The sequence below is a fragment of the Desulfolutivibrio sulfodismutans DSM 3696 genome (genome assembly GCF_013376455.1).
GTDB lineage: Bacteria > Desulfobacterota > Desulfovibrionia > Desulfovibrionales > Desulfovibrionaceae > Desulfolutivibrio > Desulfolutivibrio sulfodismutans.
In genome coordinates this window covers 4,348,833-4,371,265 of the sequence record NZ_CP045504.1, presented here as the reverse complement: position 1 = coordinate 4,371,265, position 22,433 = coordinate 4,348,833, and the positions used below count along the sequence as shown (strand labels likewise).

The window sequence follows — 22,433 nt, the reverse complement described above, 5'->3', positions numbered from 1 at the left end:
ATAAAAGATGACGGGAGAGGAGGAAAAGACCGTGCCCGCCACCGCCTACGACGTCCGCAACATGCTTCGCACCTATGGCAAGCAGGCCACCACCGCCCGGCGGCTGGCCCGCTATCGCCGCATGTTGCGCGCCACCGGGGCCGAGGACGAGGCGACCATCTCCCGGGAAGCCAAGCGCCGCGAGCTTGTGGAGCGGGTGACCGCCGAAATCATGGAGAATCTCATTGTCACCGGCAGCGAGAATCCCGTGGTGGCGGACATCAAGGAGCAGATCGAGGAGGATTTCGGCGAACGTTTTCTCTACGCCTACCCCCCGAGGAACAGGACTTGCAGATCTTTGTTTTGCGTGAGGATGCCCCCCCCGAGGAACTGACGGGGGATAACCGGACCATTTTCCTGCAAAAGCTGTGGGAAGTGGCCTTGGTGAAAGTTGACGACACCATGCTCTAATCTTTCATGGGTGCGCTGCCGATAAGATGTGCAACCGGAGCGAGTCTCCGGGAGGGGGCGATTATGGATATCAACGACATCTTCGGAACAGGAAAGCTTTACGGGCAGAACCGGGTGGGTTCCGGCCAGTCGGGCGAGGTGTCCGGAAACGCCAAGGGCGGCAAGTCCGGCCAGACCAGCGGCTCCGCAGACACGGTCACCCTTTCGGGCGATGCCAGGCTCTTTTCCCAGGCCGTGCGCGACGCCCAGAGTTCGTCCGACGTGCGCGCGGATCGGGTGGCGGAGCTCAAGGCCCAGGTGGAATCCGGCGAATATCAGCCCGATTCCCACAAGATCGCCGAAAAGATGCTCCTGTCCGAGATCGACCTTCTGTCCTGATCCTTTACGGCTTCATGAAATGACGGCGGCGCCTTCCGCGAGGGGGAGGCGCCGTTTTTGTGACCGCACAGAAAAAAGCCCGGCGCACGACCGGGACAGACGGATAAAAAAGCCCCGGTTTCGAAAAACCGGGGCTTTGTCACTTGTATGGTCTGCGCCGCAACCTGCGCGACGGTCTATTTCTCCTCGGTTTCTCCGGAGGATTCGGAGGATTCGGACGGCGTTCCATTTTGGCCCGCCGCCGCCCCGGGCATGAAATGGCTGGGATACTTGGCGTCGGTTTGGGGAACCTGCAGCCCGATGCGCGTTTCATAGTTGATGACCAGGGGACCGCTCAAGTTCAGGGTGGTCAGTTCCGGACGCCCCACGGGGATGCTCACGGTGACGAACACCGCCACCTTGCGCCGATCGTCCACCCCGAGGATACGCCGGTCGGCCTCGCCGACCACCACCTCGTATTCGGTCATGAAACTGTACGGATCGGCCACCAAAAGTCCCAGCTTGGGATCGTCCATGCTTTGCAGCAAATGAAACGGCGAATCCTCCTTCAAATGAATGAGGGTGAATTCCTTGTGGTGTTCGAAACCGATCAGCCCCCTGGGGAAACGGATGACCCGTTCCGGGGGCACGCCCACCTCTCCCACCCGGGACTGGATTATTCTTTCGTTTTCTTGTGCCATATGTCCGCCGCGGCGAAAACGTCCTGGTCGCTTGCCTGCATGGCCTGCCTGTTCTGTTCGAGAATCCGCAGGTACACCTCTTCACGATAGACCTGCATGTCGTGCGGGACGTCGAGACCGATCTTGATCTGCTTGCCCTGTACGCCAAGCACGGTGATCTTGATGTTGTCGCCCAGGTGCAGGCTTTCTCCCGGGCGTCGGGTAAGTATGAGCATCAATGCCCCGTTTGATGGAAACAGGTTTCGCTCAGGCGAGAAACGCCGTCCGCGTGACAGCATGTCTATTCGCCACTTGGGAGCCGTGTCAACAGAAACAGCTGCTCGCCCACGGATTTCCCGGCCTCGCGTCTTTCTTTGCAGCCCCCCTGCGCACGCCTCATCGCTCTACACGTAGTTCATCAGGCTCAGTTCCATAATGGTGGCCGAGGACTTGAGAACGGACTGATACGCCAATTCCTGCTGGGAAATCTTCACCAGGAGTGCAGCCAGATCCACATCCTCCACACTGCTCACCTGTTCCGTGACGTTGGCTTCGAGATTTTCCAGGAAGGTGTCCGCCGCCGTCAGCCGGTTCTCCCGGCCGCCCACGCTGGCCGCATAATTCAGGATGGACTGCTGGGAGTCGGTCAAGTCGGCCAGGCACTCCTGGCACCCCGACTGGTTGTTGGTCTCCAGGTAGCCCACAAGCTTGCCCACGGTTTCAAAGACATTGGCGGTCAGGCTCCCGTTAATGGTCACCGCCTCATAACTGCCGTCCCCCGAGGGATCGGCGTACACGCCGCCGAAAATATCCTTGCCCACGCCGTTGATGGTCACGGTCTGGTTGGAGGAGATCTGGACGTCGATGTCGGCCGTGCGTGGCCGCACCACAAACTGCCCTCCGGCCGGGATGGCCGCCCCCGTGGCGCTGGTCAGGGTCAATATCCCGCCGGGGATGGGTAACATGGCGCTGCCCGAGGCAATGGCGCTCGAGGTGTGCCCTTCGGACCAGGTCAGCCCGCCGTCGGAACTGTACGAATAGGTGAAGCTGGCCCCGGAGGCCGACATGTCCACGGCCTCGTCCACACGGACCACCACGTTGTCTTTAAACGTGCCGTCGGCCGTTCCCGTGACGCTGGTGTTGTAGAGGGGGTCGACCTCCGAAGAGTCGGCATCGTCGCCCTGATAGACGGCCGTGGGGCGTATCCACAGCCAGGTGCCGTCCGTGTCGTTTTCATCCTCGCTGGCCGTGACGCTGGCCGTGGCGTCCAGGTCCAGGGTGACGGAATCGCCCAGTTCCAGGCGCACCTGTCCGGCCGGGGCGGTGGCGCTGTAGGTTCCCTCGGCCCAGGTTTCGCCGCCGTCGGAGGAATAGCGGAAGGCAGGGGGAGGCACGTCGGACAGGCTTCCGGATTCGGAGAACTGCACCAGGATCGTGGAATCCGAGTCTCCTGTGATGGTGAACGACGTCTCGGACAGGGCCTCGTCGTTGCTGGTCATCCACAGGGTTTCCTCGAAGGCCGGGGTGTCGGTCTTATGCCCCGCAAAGATGGAACTGCCCTGATAGGTGGTATTGGCCAGGGAAATGAGCTGCTCGAAAAGCTGGCGCATCTCGTAGCTGATCTGTTCCCTATTCTCGTCGGTCAGGGTGCCGGAGGAGGCCTGCTCGGCCAGTTCCTTGATGCTGGTGAGCACGGTGCTCACCGAGGTCATGGTGGAGTCGGCCAGGCTGAGCCAGCCCTCGGCCATGGAGATGTTCTCGCGGTATTGGCCAAGAGAGGACAGGGTGTCGCGGCCGTTCAAGACCCGAACCGTACCGATAGGATCGTCGGAAGGCTTGTTGATCCGCTGTTGACTCGACGACTGGATGTTGGACTCCATGAGCTGGGAAAGGGAGGAGTTCATATTCTGCAGGACGTTGGAATACATCCCCCGTTGCGTGACGCGCATGATCATGATGTATATCCTCCCGTGCCTGCCCTAGGGTCTTGTCCTCGAACCTGGCGTACACGACTTTTCAAATCAACAACCTGAACGACTTGTTTTTTCTTAAAAAATACTGGCGTATTTTTTAAGGGACGCAACACTAGGACTTCATCCCAAGAATCGTCTGGAACATCTCGTCGGCCGTGCTGATGAGCTTGGCCGCCGCCTGGTAGGACTGCTGGAACCGGATCAGGTTGGACATTTCCTCGTCCAGGCTCACAGCCGAAACCGAATCCTGGCGTGAGGCCAGTTCATCGGCCAGGGCGGATTGATACAGATAATTGTACTCGGCGTTCTGGGTGTCCACGCCCACCAGGCCCACCAGGGAATTGTAATATCCGGACAGGGTCTGGCTGGTGTCCCCGCCGGCGAAGGTGGAAATCGTCACCTTTTTCGTGGACAGCCCGGCCAGGGACAGGGCCGTGGTGTTGTCGCCGGTGTTCAATTCCCCGGCCCCGTTGACGTGCCCGGCGTTGAGGAAATTCGTATCATTGGCCACCACGGTGTTGACGGCGGCGTCGGTTGGCGTGGAGCCGGTAAAAAACGTGTTGATGCCCAGGGCCGCATAGAGCCCCGTCGAATCCTCGCCGAAGGCGAAGGTGTAGCCGGTGTCGGCGGTGACGGACAGGGCGCCGTTGATGACCTGGGCGGTGCAAAAGGTGCCGAAGGTATTGTTTATGGCGTCCACCACGTCGTTTAAGCTGTGGACGGACGGGTCGAAGGGCTGCGCCCCCGAGGCCACGGGATCGAAATCAATAAAGCCGAAGGACGCCGCCGAGGCCAGCTTGCCGGTGGCTGCGTCGTAGAAATACATGCTCGAAACCCCGGACGAGAGCCTGTCCCCGAAAACCAGTCCCGAAGAGCGGCTTCCCAGGGCGGTGTCGGCATCGGCCACGGCATACGACCCCATGGCGTAGCTGAAGGCGGAAAGGCCCGCGCCCTGGGAATGGATGCTGTTGACTTCCCACACCAGGCTTTCGGTAAAGGCCGCCAGACGGTCCCGGTAGGCGCTGACGTTGACGTCGCGCACGGTGCAATAGCCCTCCAGGGAGCCGCCGGTGATGCGCGAGGTGTTCTCGGTGCCGTTGGCATAGGTCTGGGGGGTGACGTTTATGGCCGTGCCTGCCGCCTTGTACCAGTAGATGGCCTTTTTGGGGACCAGGGTAAAGCTGTCCCCTGCGCTCAGATTGCCGTCGGCCGGGGGATCGTCGGGATTGCTGCTTGAGCCGAACCAGACTTCCAGTTCTCCGATCTGCACCTTGCCGTCCTCGGGACGGGCGGAATAGAGGATGTCGTCGCCGTTGTCGTCCTTGAGCCAGGTCTTGCCGCCGTCCAGGGACACCCGGAAGGTAGCGGCCCCGGCCCCGCTGGTCACGCTCCCGGCATCCACCACCTGCAGGGTGTATTCATATTCGTCGTTTCCGTCGTAGTAGGCCTGGCCGTCGAAGGTGGAGGACTGGGTGAGCTGCTGGGTGGTCTTTCCCTGCTCGAACGTGAACTTGAAGGTCGAGGTGCCGTCCACAATGGTGTGGCCGGCCTTGGTCATGAGGGTGATGTCTCCGTAGCCGTTGTCGATGTACTGGATGTCCACGATGGAGGCCAGTTCGCGAATCTTGACGTCGCGCAGATCGTAGAGGGCGTTGGGATTGTTGGAGCCTTCCACGGTATTCTGATTGATCTGGGCGTTGAGATCGGCGATCTCCTGGGCCAGATCGTTGATGCGGTCCACATCCTGGGAGATGTAGTCTTCCATCTGGCTTTGAATGGAGGCCAGATCGGCATCCATCTGGCCGATCATGCTCAGAAGATTTTCCGCGTCGTCGACGATCACCTGCCGAACGGCGCTGTCTTGGGGACTCAAGGTCAGTTCCTGCAGATCGGAGAGGAACTGGGACAGGGCGGAGCTGACGCCGCTGGTATTGGATTCGTTGAACAGGGCCTCCACGCTTTGCAGGGCGCCGTAGGCGGCCTCGTAGCTCGACGCCGTGGAGGACTTGTCCAGGTATTGCAATTCGATGAACTTGTCGAACAGCCGCACCACCTGCGTGGCCAGAACGCCTGTCCCCAACTGCCCGGGCGAATAATTGATGGACATGGCTTCTTCGAGAAGAAGCACCTGTCGGCTGTAGCCCTCGGTATCGACGTTGGCGATATTGTTGCCCGTGACCTCGATAGCCAGTTGCGAGGCGCGAAGCCCGCTTTGGGCGATATTGAGGACAGAGCTGATGCCAGGCATTACATTCTCCCGCTCACAAGTGTCGGCTCGGCCGTGGCCCGGGCATAGCGCCCGGCGGCGGTATAGACGTTCCTGGTGGGGACAAGTTGCTTCTGGATGAATTCGACGCAGGAGCGGCTCTGGTCATAAAACCCCAGGGCCATCTTGAAATTCAGCTCGGCCTGCCTGGAGCAGGCCTGCTCCCGGCGGTCGATGCCCTCATACAATGCCTGGGCGCGCTGGCGCTGATCCTCGGAGAAGGTGTGGATGACCTCGGAAAGGCGCTTGGCGGCGGGAACAATCGTGGCGTAGATGGCGCGCAGTTCGGTGCGCTCCACCGCGATCTGGCGCAGAAGTTCATGGATGGAAAACTCGAGTCCGGCCACCTTGGTGGGGTCAAGCACCCTCAGGTGGGTAAATTCTTCCCGCTGCAGCATGGCCAAAAGCGCCAGGGCCTTCTCCTGCCTGTTCAGGCTGGCGATGATTCTCGAGGTCATGACTTCCTCCCCCGCTGGAGCGCGCCGCCATCGTCGCGCCTTCGTTTATGCCTTGCGATGCGGCGCTCGCCGCATAGATCCCCACCTGCATGGGATCCACGCTGGCCCCGGCGTATCGCAGTTCGAAGTGCAGATGAGGGCCGGTGGATCGTCCCGTACTCCCTACTTCTGCAATTTTCCGGCCTGCGGCGACAACATCTCCCTGCTGCACGTCGATACTACTTAAGTGCCCGTAAACACTACGCCATCCGCCTTCATGCTCCACGATCACGGCCTTGCCGTAGCCGCCCTTTTGCCCGGCAAAAACGACCTGTCCGTCCCAGCAGGCGGCAACCGCTTCCCCTTCGGGGGCGGCGATGTCCATGCCCGCATGCCAGGCCGTCTTGCCGGTGAACGGGTCGCCACGCCAGCCGTAGTCCGAGGTGATGATCCCGGTCACCGGGGCCGCCAGTTCCATGGCGGCCTGATCCCGGCCGGGACGCGAGGCGTCGGTCCCCTCGGCGGCCTTGGCGGAGAGGAACAGGGAATGGGAGGGATGGGCCAACACGGGATCGGCTATGATGCGCTGCGGCTCGCTCGGGATCCCGGCCGATTTCGTGGGAAGGTGGTCCAGTCCCGTTCCGGCCGCAGGACGGTTGGCGGGCAGCGTCGCCCCCTTGGCGGGCCCTGTCGGCGCACCCGATCCGGCGCCCGTCTGGCCTGTCTGGTCCGATTGGCCCTTGCCCCGCCCCACCCGCTCCTTGAGTTGGGCATACATCATGTCCGCCAGGCCGATGCCGCCGGCCTCGGCCAGCTTGTCGCCCATGGCCTGATCGAACATGGACAGGTATTTGTCCTCGTAGGGGCCGTGCAAAATGCCGTCCTTGGGCACCGTGGCCCGCATCTGGGCCATGAGCTTTTGCAGAAACGCGCTTTCGAATCCCCGGCAGGCCTCGCGCAGTTTCTTCTCATCCGTATTCCCGGCATTGAGGGTTCTGGCCAGGGAATCCATGTGCAGCTTGTTCTGGACATCCACCCCCGCCTCGGCGGGCGCGGCCAAAAGCGGCGATTCCAGGCCCACGGACATGTTACATGACCTCCAGCTCGGCGTGCAGGGAGCCCGAGGTCTGCAAGGTGCGCAGGACGCTGATGAGGTCGCGCGGGGTGGCCCCCAGGGCGTTTAAGCCCTGCACCAGTTCCTGAAGGCTGGCGCCCTCCACCAGCTTGAGCTTGCGGTTGTCTTCCTGCATGGCGATATCCGTCTCCGGCACCACCACGGTCTGCCCTTCGGAGAACGGCAGGGGCTGGGAGACCTCGGCGGATTCGCGGATCTCGATCTGCAGATTGCCGTGGGTCACGGCGGCCGGGGCCAGTTTGACGTTTAAGCCCACCACCACGGTGCCGGTCTTTTCGTCCACCACCACCCGGGCCCGGTTGTCCGGCCGAATCTCCAGATTCTCCAGATTGGCCAGAAGCGGCACCAGGTTGCCCTTGTGCTGTTCAGGCACGGCAAGGTTTACGGTGGCCCCGTCCACGGCGGCGGCAAAGGCCCCGCCCATGGCGTCGTTGATCTTCTGGGCCACCTGCTGGGCCGTGGAAAAATCGGGATGCTGCAGGTTGAGCGTCAGGCCCTCCTGCTGGTTGAACTCGAAGGGGATGGTCCGCTCCACGTTGGCCCCGCCAGGGATCATGCCCACGGTGGTGATGTTTTTGGAAACCGAGGCCGCCGTGCCCGAGGCCGTCACGCCGCCCACCAGGAGCGAGCCCTGGGCGATGGCGTAGATGTTGCCGTCGATGCCCTTGAGCGGCGTGACCAGAAGCACCCCGCCAAGCAGGCTGGTCGAGTCGCCAAGCGAGGAGATGGTCACGTCCATGCGGGTGCCGGCCTTGGCGGAAATAGGCATCTGGGCCGTGACCATGACGGCGGCCACGTTGCGGGGCTTGAGCGTGGCCTTGTCCACGCGCACGCCCATGCGGTCGAGCATGTTGTAGATGGACTGCACGGTAAATTCCGAACCGCGCTTGTCGCCCGTGCCGGACAGCCCCACCACCAGGCCGTAGCCCACCAACTGGTTGGTGCGCGAACCGCTGAACGAGGCGATGTCTTTGAGGCGCGTGCCATGAACGGCCTGGGTCGCGCCCAACACAAAGGCGCACAGAAGAAAGGTCGCCGCCATCCACCGGCCCATGGCCGACTTCGTCATCCGGTCGCCGCGTCTTCCAATCACGATCTCGCCCATAACGTCCTCTTTCATTCCTGTTCCCGTCGTCCGGGAACGCCTGCCGCGTCCGTGCGCAGGGGTTAGAATGGCCACACGTTGTCGAGGATGCGCGACAGCCAGCCGGGCTTTTGCCGGTCGGCCAAGACGCCCTCGCCGTAGTATTCGATCTTGCAGTCGGCCAGGGCCGTGGACTCCACGGAGTTGTCCGGGTCGATGTCCGTGGGCCGCACCAGCCCCCGCACCACGATGATCTGGTTTTCGTCGTTGACCTTGGTCTCGCGCGCCCCTTCCACCTGCATCACCCCGCCGGGCAGAATGGCCACCACCCGGCAGCCGATGGAGGCGCTGACGTCGGACTCGCGCTTGGTCTCGCCCTTGGCCTTGAACTTGTTGCTGGTCCCGGCCTTGACCATGGCGTTCTGGCCGGTGTTGCCCACCAAGCCGAAATTGGGGCCGCCGAGTTGTCCGGTGAGGGAACCGTCGAAGGTCCGGTTCCCGAAATAGTTCTCCACACCGATGTCCACGGTGGAATCCTTGTCGGACTTGGTCTCGGCCTTATTCTTGCCCCGGGAGTTCTCCACGATGTTGACCATGACGATGTCGCCGATGTGCCTGGCCCGGTTGTCCTCGAAGAGGAACCCGGCCTGGGACTGGCTGAAGATGGAGCCCGGGTTCTCCGCCGCGGGCGGGGCCTGGAAGACCGGCTCGGACAAGGTCGGCGCCGGGGCGGGCCGCTTGCTCGCCGAAGAACAGCCCAACGCGCCGGAGGCGGTGACGCAGACGATCATGGCCAGGATGGCGGTACGATTCATGGGATATCCCCCTTGATCACCTTTCGGTGACGACCACGGTGTTCTTGTCGCGCACCGAGGCGATGACTTTCCGTTCACTTTGCAAGTTGCGCACCGTCACCCGCCCGCCCGGCGCGCCGTCGGATTCGGCCAGGGCGTCCACCTGAAGCCGGATGCGGCCGCCTTCGTACACCAAAAGCACCTTGTCGCCTTTTTGCACCACGGGCATGGGCTCCACGTCCTGGGCGAAAATCACCTGTCCCTGCCCCACGCCGCGCACCAGGCGCACGGGCACGCCCGCGCCGTCCCAGGGGCGTCCGGGAAGCCCGGCCAGATTGCGTTCCTCGAAGGACACCAGCTCCTGAGTCAAAACCCCGTCGCGGGGATTGACCGGCCGCCTGGCCACAGCCACCCGGGTCGTCTGGTTGACCACGGCCTTGGCCGCCACCTTGCTGACCGTGCGACCATCCTGGCCGGCCACGCACAGCCGCAGTTCCGTCGGCCCCGGGCCGTTGGTCGTGCTTCCGGCGGCCATTTCCACGGCCAGCCGGTCGTGCTCGGCCAAAAAGAGGTATTCCGGGGTCTCCACCCCGCTCAGCCATGTCCGCCCGGGCAGCCCGGACAGACGCGGCGTCAAGAAATCGACGACGAGATTTTCCAGTTCCGTGCGCTGGACCACCCGTCCTCCCCGGCGCACCACAAGCTGCATCGGCAGGACGTATTCCACGGGGGCGTCTTTCAGGTAGGCCCGCAGCCTGCCCGGCAGTTCGGCCCCGGACAGGGTCTGGGACTGTCCCGGCGCAGGGGCGGCCCACAGGGCCGTGGCCCCCAGGATGGCCCAGGCGTCTTCGGGAAATCCCGGATCAGGCGCGGCGATGTCGCGTAGCGTCACCCTCTCGCCGTCCGCGCAGGCCGCCGGGAGGATGCGCAGCATCCAGGCGGCCTGGGCCGTCGGTGCGCACAAAACGCCCCCCAGGCAGACCACTGTCGCAAAGATGGCGGCCCGGGCGGAGTCAAAGATACGTCCCGTGCTGTTCATGGCAGGTTACCGCTTCACGTTGACCGCTGTCTGGAGCATGCCGTCAGCGGTGGTGATGGCCTTGGAGTTGGCCTCATAGGCCCGCTGGCCCACGATGAGCCCCACCATTTCGTCCACAAGCTCCACGTTGGACATTTCCAGGAAACCCTGGACCAGGATGCCTGCGTTCTGGTCGCCGGGATTGAGTTCCTCGGGGTCGCCCGAGGCCTCGGTGGTGGAATAGAGGTTGCGGCCCTCGGCGCTTAAGCCCGCCGGGTTGATGAAGGTGTAGAGGGGGATGTCCACCCCGGCCAGTTCCTCGCCGTCCGCATCCAGGCAGGCCAGGTGGCCGCCCTCGGTGATGGTGATGTTTTTGGTCTCCTGGGGCACGGCGAATTCAGGCTGCAGGACATAGCCGTTGGCCGAGACGATGGTGCCGTCCTGGTTGAGCTTGAAGGAGCCGGCCCGGGAATAGAGTTCGCGGCCGTTGACGTCCAGGCGGAAAAACCCGTCGCCCTCGATGGCGATGTCGAGCTGGTTGCCGGTGTTTTGCAGATCGCCCTGGGTAAAGAACTTGTGCACCGTGGTGGGCCGCACGCCAAGGCCTACCTGAAGGCCGGTGGGCAGGCGGTCGCCGCCGGCGATTTCGGTGCCGGCCACGGCCTGGGTCTGGTACATGAGATCCTCGAACTCGGCCCGGCTCTTTTTGAAGCCGATGGTGTTCACGTTGGCCAGGTTGTGGGACATGGTGTCTATCTGCATCTGCATGGCCACCATGCCGGTGGTGGCCGTCCAAAGAGAACGCATCATACGCGTCAACCTCCTGCGTTATTTGTCCGAACCGACCCTGGTCGCCCGGGTGTCAAGTTCCTGAGAGGTGGTCATGACCTTCTGGTAGGCCTCAAAGGTCCGCTGGGTCTCGATCATGGACACCATCTCCGAAACCACCTCCACGTTGGGCTTTTCCAGATAGCCCTGCACCACCTGGGTCAGGGCCGGATCGATGGCCTGGGATTGGATGGCTGCGCCATCATTCCCCCGGTAGAGGTTGGACCCGTACTTCTCCAGGGTCTCGGGCTCGGCCACGGCTACCAGGTCCAGCGTGCCCACGGGCGCGCCGTCCACGGAGATCTGGCCGTCTCCGGCCACCGTGATGACCTTGCCCGCCGGGATGTCGATGGCGCCTCCCTCTCCAAGCACCTGATAGCCCTGGTCGGTCATGAGCGTTCCATCCGGGCCGCGCATAAAGGCTCCGCTACGGGTCAGATAGTCCCCGTCCGGAGAACGCACCCGGAAAAATCCCGGCCCCTGGATGGCCAGATCGAAGGTGTTGCCCGTGGCCTGCAGCGCCCCCTGGGAGAAGTCGATCTGCTGCATGGACAGGCGCGGTTTGGCGATGAGCTCGGCCTCGGGCAGAAGCTCTTCCTCGCGGATGGTTCCGCGCGGGTCGGGGTGATAATCATGGGCGTAGCGCACGAAGGTGTCGTGGAAGGACACCTGGTCGCGCTTGTAGCCGGTGGTGTTGATGTTCGCCAAATTGTTGGCGCTGATGTTGAGGCGGTTTTCGTTGCTTAAAGCCCCGAAAAGCGCGCTGTACATGCTCATGTCCATGGAAGGAGTCCTCCTCGACCGGGAGGGATGCAAGGGGCGGACCAACGGTGAAAACGTCAGGGAGACGAAAAACAATGAGGGGCGATGAGCCCGGAAAGGCGGGAAAGTGAGGAGGCAGAAAATCGTCTTGACAGAAAAACGATACCTACCTATCTTTTAGCTGGAGGCTTTGCTGGCGCAAGTCGGCATTGCCTTTTTTATTTTCCTCCGGCGCAAAGATTCTCAATCAATGCGAATCCATAGATGATCGACTCCTGCCCTTTCTTGATTTCTGCGATTTCACGTCTGGCATCGCTTCGCAAGGCCACGGCCCTTTGTGCCACCTCCCCAAGTTCTGGGCGGCAGGATTCTTTTGTTGGAAGCACCTTCCCCCACGACAAAACATATGCCAAAATATCAGCGACTTGGACAAGACTACTCATATCGCTGTGGACAAAGAACGGTTCCGGAATGATCCTTGCCGCCCGGTCACGTCCTTTCTTCGTTTTAATGAAATACGCTTCCATTTGATCCAGGAGGATATGGCTTTGTGATTTGTCAAGCTCATCAAAAACGATATATCCCATTTCAGATCGATGTACATTCTCAAGATAATAATAGAACCTTTCAAAGAGGTAAGCATAGTCCTTCCTGAGATAATCGGCCCCTTGGGGGATCGCCGACGATCTATCTACAATACTACCTATAGCTTTAACATTAGATCTTCTGCATACGTCAAAAACATATTTCACATATGCAATCTTTGCCTGTGCAAGAGCTGTCAATTCATATTTTGTGACTTCATTGCATTCACTTCCTCGACTTGAAAAACCCTTTTCCAAACAGCGTCTTGCCAACCTCGTGCGCTCATCTGGTTCATAATCCGGAAACTGCAATGCATATTTGTATGTTTTCCTTTTCGAGACCGCTGCACAATCCTCTGATGTCGTTACGGAATTCTCTCGAAAGGTCTCGGTCGTCTGTTTCCGCCGTCGTTTAGCCGACAGCGCTGATCTTGTTTCACCTTGAGGCGGCGTTCGTCACTCCTTAGCGTAAGTGTTCCTCAACATCCCGCTTTGAGCACCGCTTTTTTCAAGTTGAAAGCCATAGCGTTGAGTAAAAATTCAAGTTCAACCTTGGCTACCCCCAGGTAACGCGTCCGGAAGAAGCCATAACTTCTTTTGAGCGTTCCGAAAGCCCGTTCCACCTTCGACCGGACGCTGCTAACTTGACGATTTGCCGCTTTTTCGGCGGGGTTCAGCGCACGGTTGCGAGCGGCCTTATGCATGATGCCGTCGGCAAGTCTCCGAGCTTGGAGCACATGCCTGTTCAACTGGCTGCTGTATCCCTTGTCCGCATAGATGCGGCCCCCTGGCATGGGGCCAATCTCATCAAGAATATCCACGAATTCCTGCGTATCCGAACGGTTGGCGGGCGTGACATGGCCGCCGAGGAGAAAGCCGTCCCGGCTGTCCGTGGCCGCATGGACTTTGTAGCCGTAATAAGCCCGGTTCCCTTTGCGCAACCAGGCCGCATCGGCGTCATCGGAGTAGCTGATGGTTACGTCCGACGCCTCGTCGTCATCTTCCTCGCGATCTTCGGGAAGAATATCGATTACTTTGAGGGGGCGGCGCGAGGAGGTGATGACGCTCGCGTCCACGATGGCTCCTTCACGTACCAGTAAGCCGCGCCGCTGGAGTTGATGGTTGAGTTTGTCCAGAAGCCGCTTCAAGACGTTTTTTTCAAGCAGGCTCTGCCGAAACCGGCAAATGGTCGAGGAATCGGGCACCTCGTCATGATCAAGGGAAAGGCCCACGAATCGGACAAAGGACAACCGATCGTACAAGCATTCCTCCACCGCCGCGTCGCTCAGGTTGTACCACCTCTGGAGCAGAAGGATTTTAAACATCGGCAACGGTGCATATGCAGGATTACCAACGGCATTGACGACTCGGCTGAGCTTTTTTCGAAGAAGCTTCTCAAACGGCTTCCAATCAATGAGGCGATCAATCTCATCCAGAAAGCATTCCTTGTGCCTGCGATGGGACACGACGTAGTCGGCAATACCGGGCTTTTTGGAATTGCGCTCGCTCATGATCGCCTCCATCATTTTTGATGGAGAAAATATAGCATAATTGCCTAAAATTACAATAGAATTGTGCCATTTTCCCGTGCAACGGTCTCTTTTCAGGAGCTTTTTTCCTTTCAGTTCCAGCTCACCCTTGGTGATCCGCATACCAAAAAAGACTTCTTCCGCCCTGCGTATCGCCTGGATGAGGTTCCAGATATTCCGATCTTCGACAATGATTCCCGCCAGCACCATGTACGGCGCCTCGCGGCGGTCATGTCCGCTTTCGTCCACAAAGAGAAAATACCCCATACATCCTCCGATAATGACCGGACATACCTCACGGAATCATGTGACAACGGTACATGGCAACCGTCCTCGCCGCAAGGTTGAGGCCAATCCCTTCCGGCTGGCGGCCATGATGACGCCGGTCACCGAATATGCAAAGCACATCCATGCCGGAGCGGACAACCCACTCACCGAGGAGGCGTTATGGAAACCCTCGTTTCCCGCCGGGGCAACAGCCTCGGCCTGCGCATCCCCAAGGCCCTGGCCGCCGAGGCCGGGCTTTCCCCGGGCGATGCAGTGCGCATCGACCGCACGCCGGAAGGGCTCATGATCATGAAAGTGCGGCAGCGCCCGAAGATGTCTCTGGCCGAACTGCTGGCCCGGGTGACTGCGGACAACCGGCACGAGGCCGTGGGCTGGGGAGGACCGTCCGGACGGGAACTGCTGTGACATCCGACGCCCCAGGTCGGAACGACTGCGTGCTCGGTATGACGAATCTTCTGGCCGCCATTCTCGGGATCGAGACAGGTCCGTAGCAACAAAAAGGGCCGGACGGGGATTCCCCGCCCGGCCCCGGCTTCGCGCCGCGCTCCGGCTACACGCCCAGAATGATCCTGGCCGCGCCGAAATAGAGCAGAAGCCCGGTGATATCCACCAACGTGGTCAGGGAGGGGCTGGCGGCCACGGCCGGGTCGCGCCCCAGGCGCACGGCCAGAATCGGCAGGGCCGCGCCGAGGATGGTAGCCGTGACCACCTGGGCGCACAGCGCCAGGCCGACCACCAGGCCCACCTTGGCCAGGGTCACGCCCGCTGGCAACACCGCCCCGTGGGACAGAAACGACACCTTGGCGAAGGCCAGAAGGGCCAGGATGCCGCCCAGCATGGCCGCCACCTGGAACTCCTTGAGAAAGACCCGCAGGGCGTCGCGGGGTTTCACGTCGCCAAGGGTCAGGGCCCGGATGACCACCGTGGCCGACTGGCTGCCCACGTTGCCCCCGGCGGCGGCGATCATGGGCATGTACAGGGTCAGGATCAAAAGACTGGCCAGGGTGGACTCGAAGGAACTGATGATCAGCCCGGACACCAGCCCCAGGGCGGCCAGGATCACCACCCAGAAGGCCCGGTTGCGGAAATGCCCGAAGGCCGAGGTGCGCAGGTAGGCCTGGCCGTCGTGGCTGCCGCCGATGGCCGCGAACTTCTCCATATCCTCGGTGTGCTCCTGGTGCAGCACGTCCATGGCGTCGTCATGGGTGACGATGCCCACCAAGACCCCGTTCTCGTCCACCACGGGCAGGGCCAGCAGGTCGTAGCGGGAGATCGTTTTCACCACCTCTTCCTGGTCGTCACCGGCCCGGGCGAAGATCACCTCCCGGTTCATCAGGTCCGAGACCCGGCTTTCGGGCCGGGCCAGGATGAGATCCTTAAGCGACACGAATCCCGTCAGCCCCCGGGCGGCGTCCACCACATAGGCGTAATAGATGGTCTCCTTGTCCGGGGCCTCCAGGCGCAGCTTCTCGATGGCCTCCCGGGCGGTCATCTCCGGATTCAGGGAGGCGTATTCCGAGGTCATGACCGCCCCGGCCGTGCCCTCGGCGTAGGAGGACAGGCGGCGGATGTCCTCGCGCTCGGCCTGGGCCAGGGCGGGCATCACGGCCTGGCGGCATTCGGCCGGGATGCGCTTGAGCAGATCCACCCGGTCGTCGTGGGGCATAGCCGACACCAGGGCCGTAACCTCGCCCCGGGTCATGGCCTGGGCCGTGGCCACCTGGGCGGGCACGGTCAGGTGGGCGAAGATTTCCGCCCGGCGCTCGGGGGCCAGGGCCGCCAACACCCGCCGGGCCACCTGGGCCGCCCTGCCGGGATCGGGGGAGTCGCCCTCGCGGGAGTTTTCGAAGGCGGCGCACAGGCGTTGCGCCGTGACGCCGGGATGCTCGCCGCTTGCGGCGCAACGGATCAGGGCCGTGACGTCGACGGCATCCCGGCGATCATCGCGCGAAACGTCGGAAACGCCCGGGACGGACGTCGCCATGGGAAATTTCGCCAGAAGGGTGTTCGGCATGGTTCGCCTCCCTTGCACAGGGAATTACAGGCTGCGGAACTGGCCGCGCCTTTGGCGAACCGGGAGGGGAAAGGCTTAGTCGGACCCGTCCGAAAACGGGAGCGACCAGGACATCCCTCGCGGCCGGGAAAAGGCGCGGGACATGGTCTGGTCGCGGCGCTGGCGCCGCGCGGCCTTTCGGGGCCGACTACCGTCAGGGTCCATGAAAAAACCTTGGGTTGATTGTTTTAAATCGCATGCCGCCCTGGGGCAGCGTGCCGACAACCAATTACTTCTATACATCGCGGGCAAAAAAGGCAACCCTGAAGCGACATCCGGCATCCGCACGCAACTCCCCGGAAAAAGGGATGTCTTGCGTCCGGACGGGTTGCTGCGCCCGGGCGTGTCGGCGCCCGCCTCCGCCCATCGGGGGAACCCCGGGGGCTCCCCGGGGCATCTTGCCCCTTGACAAAAACTCCACACCGGGTAATTTCATCAATTCGAGCGGGCGTAGCTCAGCTGGTAGAGTACAAGCTTCCCAAGCTTGGTGTCGCGAGTTCGATCCTCGTCGCCCGCTCCAGCTTCTAAGCCTCTGACGACCCTGGCGTTTTTATGTGTGACGAGGAGAGGTGGACCAGCGGGTTGGGTCCACTTTTTTTTTGCCGGGCCACGGCTCGCGAGCCGACTTTCCCGTATTTTATAGGATATATGGACATCCAGGAACGCGCCCAACGGATCGAAAAGCTTCTCACCCCGTTTCTCGCCGCCGAGGGACTCATCCCCTGGGGAATCGAACTCTCCTCGGCCGGGCATCGGGAACTTTTGCGTATTTTCATCGACCTGTCCCCCGAGGCCCGGGCGGCTCAGGGGCAGACGGAGCGCGAGGCCGGAGTGACTGTGGACCACTGCGCCACGGTCAGCCGCCATGCCGGATATCTTTTGGACGTGGAAGACATCATGCCCGGCCCCTATGTGCTTGAGGTCTCTTCACCGGGCATCGAGCGCCGTTTTTTCACGCCCGGCCAACTCGCCGGGCACATCGGCCGTGAAATCGAGGTGACGCTTCTGACGCCCCGCTTAGGGCGTCGGAGGTTCCGGGGAATCCTGACCGGGGCCGCAGGCGAGGCGTTCACCATGACGGCCGATCCGGGACCGAAACAGACCGCCGTGGACTTTGCCTGGAACGACGTCAAAAAGGCCAGGCTGGTGCACCGTTTTCCCGATGCGGCAGGAGATCCCGGCCAGGAACATTTCCATGGACCCTCGGAGGTGACCCCATGAGCATGGAGCTGAAAAAGGCAATCGACCAGATAAGCAAGGACCGGGGCATCGACCGGGATCTCCTCGTTGACACCCTCGAGGAGGCCGTGCGCTCCTCCGTGGCCCGCAAATATGGGGACCACCTGGATTTCGAGGTGGGGTACAACGAAGAGCAGGGCGAGATCGACGTCTACCAGTTCAAGGTGGTCGCCGCGGAAGTGGAAGACCCGGACGCTGAGATCACCCTGGAGGAGGCCCGGGCCATCGACCCCAACGTGCAGATCGACGACGAGATGGGGTTCAAGCTCAAGATCGAGGATCTGGGACGCATCGCGGCCCAATCGGCCAAGCAGGTGATCATCCAGCGCATGCGCGACGCCGAGCAGGAAATCATTTACGAGGAATACAAGGACAGAAAGGGCGAGATCGTCAGCGGCATCATCCAGCGCCGGGACCGTTCGGGCTGGATCATCAACCTCGGCCGCACCGAGGCCCTTTTGCCCAAGGAAGAGCAGATCCCCCGCGAACGCTACAAACGCGGCGACCGCGTCCAGGCCTTCATCATCGAGGTGCTGCCCCAGGGACGCGGCCCGCAGATCATCGTGTCGCGCACCCATGGCGACTACATGAGCGCGCTTTTCTCCCGCGAGGTGCCCGAGGTGGCCGACGGCACCGTGCGCATCCTGGGCGTGTCCCGCGACCCCGGCTCCCGGGCCAAGGTGGCGGTCATGTCCAAGGATCGCGACGTGGACCCGGTGGGGGCCTGCGTGGGCATCCGGGGATCGCGCATCCAGAACATCGTCCAGGAACTGCGCGGCGAGCGCATCGACATCGTGGTCTGGAGCCCGGACATCGCCGGATTCGCCAGAAACGCCCTGTCTCCGGCCTCGGTTTCGCGCATCACCGTGGACGAGGAAGAAAAGACCCTGGAGGTCGTGGTTCCCGACGACCAGCTCAACCTGGCCATCGGCCGCAAGGGCCAGAACGTCAAGCTGGCGGCCAAGCTTTTGGGCTGGAAGATCGATATTTTCACCGAATCCCGCTTCGGGGAATTAAACGCCTCGCGCAAGGAACTCGAGCAGTTGGCCAGCGTGGCTGAGATGCCTGTGGAGAAGTTCTTGTCCGCCGGGTTCACCTCGCTTGAGCAGATGATCGAGGCCGACGACGAGGCCCTCTCAAGCATCGAGGACATGACCCCCACGCGCTTGGGCAACATCCGGTTGGCCTTAAAGCTCCTGGCCCCGGCCAAGGCCCCGGCCGAAGAGACGGGCGATGCGCCCGAGGCCGTTGCGGCGGCGGACGAGGCGGCCGGTGACGAACCCGAGGCGGCTGCCGACACGGCTGGCGATACGGCGGCCGATGCCGACGTTGCGACGCCGGAGGCCCCGGCGGACGACGCCCCGGCAGTCGAGGCCGACCCTGTGGCCAAGCCCGGGGAATAGGACGCCGCCCCATGAGTGCAACGGGGCCCGAAAATGGAGACTGCGGCGGGAAGCACGTTCCCGTGCGCATGTGTGTGATATGCCGGGGCCGGTTTCCCAAAGCCGGACTGTCCCGATATGTTGATCGGTCCCGGGCGTCCGGCGGCCCGGCCACGGCCGAGACAGCGCCGCCGCATCTGGTCCATGACGCAAAGATGCGCATGGACGGCAGAGGGCACTATGTCTGCGACAACCCCGTCTGCCGGGAAAAATTCAAGAAATTCGCCGGGCGCGGCAGGAAACGTTAGGGGGAAGCCAAAGTGAGCAGCATTCGGGTGAAAGACCTCGCCAAGGAACTTGGGGTCGGCAACAAGGAAATCCTGCAATTCCTGCGAGAGTTGGGCTTTCAGGCCAAAAGCCAGATGGGCGCCCTGACCGAGGAGGAAGTGGTGCAGGTGCGCGCCAAGGCGCGGTCGCTTGTGGGCAAGACCCAGGTCATCGACACCGAGGTCCAGCCCGGCGTTATCGTCAGGCGGCGCAAGCCCGCCCGGGACAAGGCGCCCGAAGCCGCCCCCGAAGTCGACGCCGCTCCCCCGGCGGACCATGTGCCTGTCGAGCCCGAGCCGCTTGAGCCCCCCGTGATCGAGGTTACGGCCGAACCGCAGACTCCGGAAGCGGCGCCTGCCGTTTCGACCGAGGAGCTCGCCCCCCGGAAGGCACGCCCCGCGCGCCACACCCCGGTGGAGACCACGGCCCGGATCATCTCCCAGCCCGCGCCCCCCGAGCCCGAGGCCCCGGAATCCGCCCTGCCCCACCCGGTCGAGATGGAGACGGCCGCCGTGGTGGAGGCCGTGGAAGAGGCCGAGGCCGTCACGGAGATGGCCCAGCCCTCTGAGGCCGCCCCTGATCTGGAATCCGCCGCCGAGGCCGAACCGACCGCCACCGCGGACGAGGTCATCGAAGAGCAGCCCGCACAGCCCGTGGCCCCCGAGGCGGCCGCAGGCCCCGAAGCGCCCCAGTCCGAGGCGTCGCGGCAGGCCGAGGAAGAGGCCCGGAGCGGCAAAAAGAAAAAGCCGCGCCGCGAGCAGCCGACCACCCCCCAGGTGCGCATCATCTCCATGCCCGAGCCCAAGCCCGCCGCCCCGGCCGCCCCGGCAGCCCCCGCCGCCGCCCCGGGAACCGCCGCTCCCAAGGCCGAGACCGAGGAGGAGCGCCGGAAAAAGGGCAAAAAGGACCGCCGCACCGTCGAATTCGCCCCCACCCCGGTGGAAACCGAGGAATCGCGCCGCAAAAGCGCCGCCGCCAAGAAGAAAAAGACCCCCGACATCCAGGATCGCACCGGCGGCCGGGCCAAGTCGTTTAAGCGGAAAAAGCCGCGCGAGGAGTTCCATCCGGTCCAGCCCCAGGTCCAGGCCGGAACCCAGCCGCTCAAGGCCGCCAAGCGCAAAATCCGCATGGAAGAGACCATCCGGGTGGCGGAATTGGCCAAGCAGATGGGCATCAAGGCCCAGGATCTCATCAAGGTGCTTCTGGGACTTGGGGCCATGGTCACCATCAACCAGTCCCTGGATGTAGAAACCACCATCCTGGCCGCTGGCGAATTCGAGTACGAAGTGGAAAAAGTGGGCTTTTCCGAAGAGGATTTCCTGCTCGACCGGGAGGCCGACAACCCCGAGGATATGCGGTCGCGGCCGCCCGTGGTCACCATCATGGGCCACGTGGATCACGGCAAGACCTCGCTTCTCGACGCCATCCGGCTCTCCAACATCACCTCCGGCGAGGCCGGGGGCATCACCCAGCACATCGGCGCCTATCATGTGAGCACCTCGCGCGGCGAGATCGTCTTTCTGGACACCCCCGGCCACGAGGCCTTCACCGCCATGCGCGCCCGCGGCGCCCAGGTCACGGACATCGTGGTCCTGGTGGTGGCCGCCGACGACGGGGTCATGGACCAGACCCGCGAGGCCGTGAACCATGCCAAGGCCGCAGGCGTGCCCATCGTGGTGGCCGTGAACAAGATCGACAAGCCCGAGGCCAACCCCGACCGGGTCATGCGCGAACTGGGCGAGCTGGGCCTGGTGCCCGAGGCCTGGGGCGGCGAGACCATCTTCGCCAACGTCTCGGCCAAGCAGAAAATCGGCCTGGACGCCCTTTTGGAGATGATCCTGTTGCAGGCCGAGGTACTCGAACTTTCAGCCAACCCCTCCAAGCGCGCCCGGGGCCACATCGTGGAGGCCCGGTTGGACAAGGGTCGCGGCCCCATCGGCACCATCCTCATCCAGGAAGGCACCCTCAAGCAGGGCGACGCCTTCGTCTGCGGCGTGGTCAGCGGCCGGGTGCGGGCCATGTTCGACGACCAGGGCAAAAAGATTCGCGAGGCCGGCCCGGCCATGCCCGTGGAGGTCCAGGGCTTTGAGAGCGTGCCCGTGGCGGGCGACGAGTTCGTCGGGGTCGAGGACGACAAGGTGGCCCGGCGCATCGCCGACGCCCGCGGCATCAAACAGCGGGAACGGGAGTTGGGCAAGGCCACCAAGGTCACCCTGGAGACCTTCCTGGCCTCACGGCCCGACGCCGAGGCCCAGACGCTCAACCTGGTGCTCAAGGCCGACGTGCAGGGTTCGCTTGAGGCCATCACCGAGGCCTTGAACAAACTGTCCACGGGCAAGGTCAAGGTCAGCGTCATCCATGCCGGAACCGGGGCCATCACCGAGTCCGACATCCTACTGGCCTCGGCCTCCCAGGCCATCATCATCGGCTTCAACGTGCGGCCCACGGTCAAGGTCAAGGACGTGGCCGACCACGAGAACGTGGACATCCGCTTCTACGACATTATCTACAAGCTGGTCGGCGACATCAAAGACGCCATGTCCGGCATGCTGGCCCCGGTCATCCGGGAGCAGTACCTCGGCCAGGCCGAGGTGCGCGACACCTTCAGCGTACCCAAGATCGGCTTGGTGGCCGGGTGCGGCGTCCTGGACGGCAAGCTCACCCGCAACGCGGGCATCCGCCTTTTGCGCGACGGCGTGGTGGTCTACACCGGCAAGCTGGCCTCGCTGCGGCGCTTCAAGGACGACGTGAAGGAAGTCACCAAGGGGTACGAGTGCGGCGTGGGTCTTGAGAACTACAACGACATCAAGATCGGCGACGTCATCGAGGCCTTCGAATCCGTGGAGGAGAAGGACACCCTGTAAGGCGGTGCCTAGGCCATGGTCATCGGCATCCTGACCCTGGAGTTTCGGCTCCATGGAAACGACTCGCTCAAGGGAAAACGGCGCGTGGCCTTAAGCCTCAAGCAGAAGCTGCGCAACACCTTCAATGTGGCCATAAGCGAGATCGCCCGCCAGGATGCCCACGACACCCTGGTCCTGGCCGCCGTGACCGTCTCCCCGGACGCCCCCCGGGTGCAGGGGCTTTTGCAGAAGGCGCTCAACAAGGTCGTGGCCATGGACGCGGCCGAACTGGTCTACGACGACATCGAGATCATTCAGGTCTGATCCGGCCCGATCTGAACCGGTCAGACCCGGTCTGCCCCGGTCTGATCTGGCGCGACCCCCCGGGGTCGGCAAGGATAGTG

General features: G+C 62.8%; 21 protein-coding genes, 1 tRNA gene and 1 pseudogene. 9 read left to right on the top strand and 14 right to left on the bottom strand.

Features of this window, described 5'->3' with window-relative positions:
* Positions 1–31: 31 nt before the first annotated feature.
* Positions 32–450, top strand: a pseudogene (locus tag GD606_RS19970) (DVU0524 family FlgM-associated protein).
* A gap of 63 nt (positions 451–513) precedes the next feature.
* A complete protein-coding gene (gene flgM / locus GD606_RS19965; protein WP_163302620.1) occupies positions 514–828 on the top strand; it encodes a flagellar biosynthesis anti-sigma factor FlgM in 315 nt (104 codons plus the stop codon).
* 176 nt (positions 829–1,004) lie between these two features.
* On the opposite strand, the gene fliW is transcribed toward flgM, so the two are convergent.
* From fliW to GD606_RS19900, 13 genes are all read right to left on the bottom strand, one after another.
* Entirely contained in the window at positions 1,005–1,508 is a 504-nt protein-coding gene (gene fliW / locus GD606_RS19960; RefSeq protein ID WP_163302622.1) for a flagellar assembly protein FliW, read from the bottom strand.
* Positions 1,484–1,723, bottom strand: coding sequence for a carbon storage regulator CsrA (gene csrA / locus GD606_RS19955; protein ID WP_163302624.1), 240 nt, complete (start codon positions 1,721–1,723; stop codon positions 1,484–1,486). Before csrA ends, fliW begins: the two co-directional genes overlap by 25 nt.
* Positions 1,724–1,891: 168 nt before the next feature.
* Positions 1,892–3,442: a flagellar hook-associated protein FlgL gene (flgL, locus tag GD606_RS19950; RefSeq protein ID WP_163302626.1), complete on the bottom strand. Its 1,551-nt coding sequence runs from the start codon at positions 3,440–3,442 to the stop codon at positions 1,892–1,894.
* A 130-nt stretch (positions 3,443–3,572) separates the two neighbouring features.
* Positions 3,573–5,708 carry a flagellar hook-associated protein FlgK gene (gene flgK / locus GD606_RS19945; protein ID WP_163302628.1) on the bottom strand — a complete coding sequence of 712 codons (2,136 nt, stop codon included), beginning with the start codon at positions 5,706–5,708 and terminating at the stop codon, positions 3,573–3,575.
* Positions 5,708–6,184, bottom strand: a complete 477-nt coding sequence (gene flgN / locus GD606_RS19940) for a flagellar export chaperone FlgN (protein ID WP_163302629.1) — start codon at positions 6,182–6,184, stop codon at positions 5,708–5,710. The genes flgK and flgN overlap by 1 nt, the downstream gene beginning before the upstream one ends.
* Positions 6,084–7,250 carry a peptidoglycan DD-metalloendopeptidase family protein gene (locus GD606_RS19935; protein ID WP_163302630.1) on the bottom strand — a complete coding sequence of 389 codons (1,167 nt, stop codon included), beginning with the start codon at positions 7,248–7,250 and terminating at the stop codon, positions 6,084–6,086. The genes flgN and GD606_RS19935 overlap by 101 nt, the downstream gene beginning before the upstream one ends.
* A 1-nt stretch (position 7,251) precedes the next feature.
* Entirely contained in the window at positions 7,252–8,340 is a 1,089-nt protein-coding gene (locus GD606_RS19930; RefSeq protein ID WP_246299115.1) for a flagellar basal body P-ring protein FlgI, read from the bottom strand.
* A 125-nt stretch (positions 8,341–8,465) separates the two neighbouring features.
* Positions 8,466–9,197 (bottom strand): flagellar basal body L-ring protein FlgH, encoded by a 732-nt coding sequence (locus GD606_RS19925; protein ID WP_163302631.1) that lies wholly within the window; start codon positions 9,195–9,197, stop codon positions 8,466–8,468.
* Positions 9,198–9,213: 16 nt separating this feature from the next.
* Positions 9,214–10,215 carry a flagellar basal body P-ring formation chaperone FlgA gene (flgA, locus tag GD606_RS19920; RefSeq protein ID WP_163302632.1) on the bottom strand — a complete coding sequence of 334 codons (1,002 nt, stop codon included), beginning with the start codon at positions 10,213–10,215 and terminating at the stop codon, positions 9,214–9,216.
* A 6-nt stretch (positions 10,216–10,221) separates the two neighbouring features.
* Positions 10,222–11,004: a flagellar basal-body rod protein FlgG gene (gene flgG, locus GD606_RS19915; RefSeq protein WP_163302633.1), complete on the bottom strand. Its 783-nt coding sequence runs from the start codon at positions 11,002–11,004 to the stop codon at positions 10,222–10,224.
* 18 nt (positions 11,005–11,022) lie between these two features.
* Positions 11,023–11,805: a flagellar basal-body rod protein FlgF gene (gene flgF / locus GD606_RS19910; protein ID WP_163302634.1), complete on the bottom strand. Its 783-nt coding sequence runs from the start codon at positions 11,803–11,805 to the stop codon at positions 11,023–11,025.
* 197 nt (positions 11,806–12,002) lie between these two features.
* Entirely contained in the window at positions 12,003–12,626 is a 624-nt protein-coding gene (locus GD606_RS19905) for a DUF3800 domain-containing protein (protein WP_163302635.1), read from the bottom strand.
* A gap of 221 nt (positions 12,627–12,847) precedes the next feature.
* On the bottom strand, positions 12,848–14,164 hold the full coding sequence (locus GD606_RS19900) for an IS5 family transposase (RefSeq protein WP_176629370.1): 1,317 nt from the start codon (positions 14,162–14,164) through the stop codon (positions 12,848–12,850).
* A 180-nt stretch (positions 14,165–14,344) separates the two neighbouring features.
* Here GD606_RS19900 and GD606_RS19895 point away from each other — a divergent pair, with 180 nt between their 5' ends.
* Positions 14,345–14,590 (top strand): AbrB/MazE/SpoVT family DNA-binding domain-containing protein, encoded by a 246-nt coding sequence (locus GD606_RS19895; protein ID WP_163303925.1) that lies wholly within the window; start codon positions 14,345–14,347, stop codon positions 14,588–14,590.
* A gap of 145 nt (positions 14,591–14,735) precedes the next feature.
* On the opposite strand, the gene mgtE is transcribed toward GD606_RS19895, so the two are convergent.
* On the bottom strand, positions 14,736–16,199 hold the full coding sequence (gene mgtE, locus GD606_RS19890) for a magnesium transporter (protein ID WP_163303924.1): 1,464 nt from the start codon (positions 16,197–16,199) through the stop codon (positions 14,736–14,738).
* Positions 16,200–16,682: 483 nt separating this feature from the next.
* Between mgtE and GD606_RS19885 the strand changes: the two genes are divergently transcribed.
* The 6 genes from GD606_RS19885 to GD606_RS19860 all read left to right on the top strand — a co-directional run bounded on the left by GD606_RS19885 (position 16,683) and on the right by GD606_RS19860 (position 22,353).
* Positions 16,683–16,758, top strand: a tRNA-Gly gene (locus GD606_RS19885).
* 128 nt (positions 16,759–16,886) lie between these two features.
* A complete protein-coding gene (gene rimP / locus GD606_RS19880; RefSeq protein ID WP_163303923.1) occupies positions 16,887–17,459 on the top strand; it encodes a ribosome maturation factor RimP in 573 nt (190 codons plus the stop codon).
* Positions 17,456–18,880 carry a transcription termination factor NusA gene (gene nusA, locus GD606_RS19875; protein WP_163303922.1) on the top strand — a complete coding sequence of 475 codons (1,425 nt, stop codon included), beginning with the start codon at positions 17,456–17,458 and terminating at the stop codon, positions 18,878–18,880. Before rimP ends, nusA begins: the two co-directional genes overlap by 4 nt.
* A 68-nt stretch (positions 18,881–18,948) precedes the next feature.
* Positions 18,949–19,167: a DUF448 domain-containing protein gene (locus GD606_RS19870; RefSeq protein ID WP_309550411.1), complete on the top strand. Its 219-nt coding sequence runs from the start codon at positions 18,949–18,951 to the stop codon at positions 19,165–19,167.
* 12 nt (positions 19,168–19,179) lie between these two features.
* Complete coding sequence (infB, locus tag GD606_RS19865) at positions 19,180–22,050, top strand: translation initiation factor IF-2 (RefSeq protein ID WP_176629369.1); 2,871 nt, start codon at positions 19,180–19,182, stop codon at positions 22,048–22,050.
* 15 nt (positions 22,051–22,065) lie between these two features.
* Positions 22,066–22,353: a DUF503 domain-containing protein gene (locus tag GD606_RS19860; RefSeq protein ID WP_163302507.1), complete on the top strand. Its 288-nt coding sequence runs from the start codon at positions 22,066–22,068 to the stop codon at positions 22,351–22,353.
* The last annotated feature ends 80 nt before the right edge of the window (positions 22,354–22,433 follow it).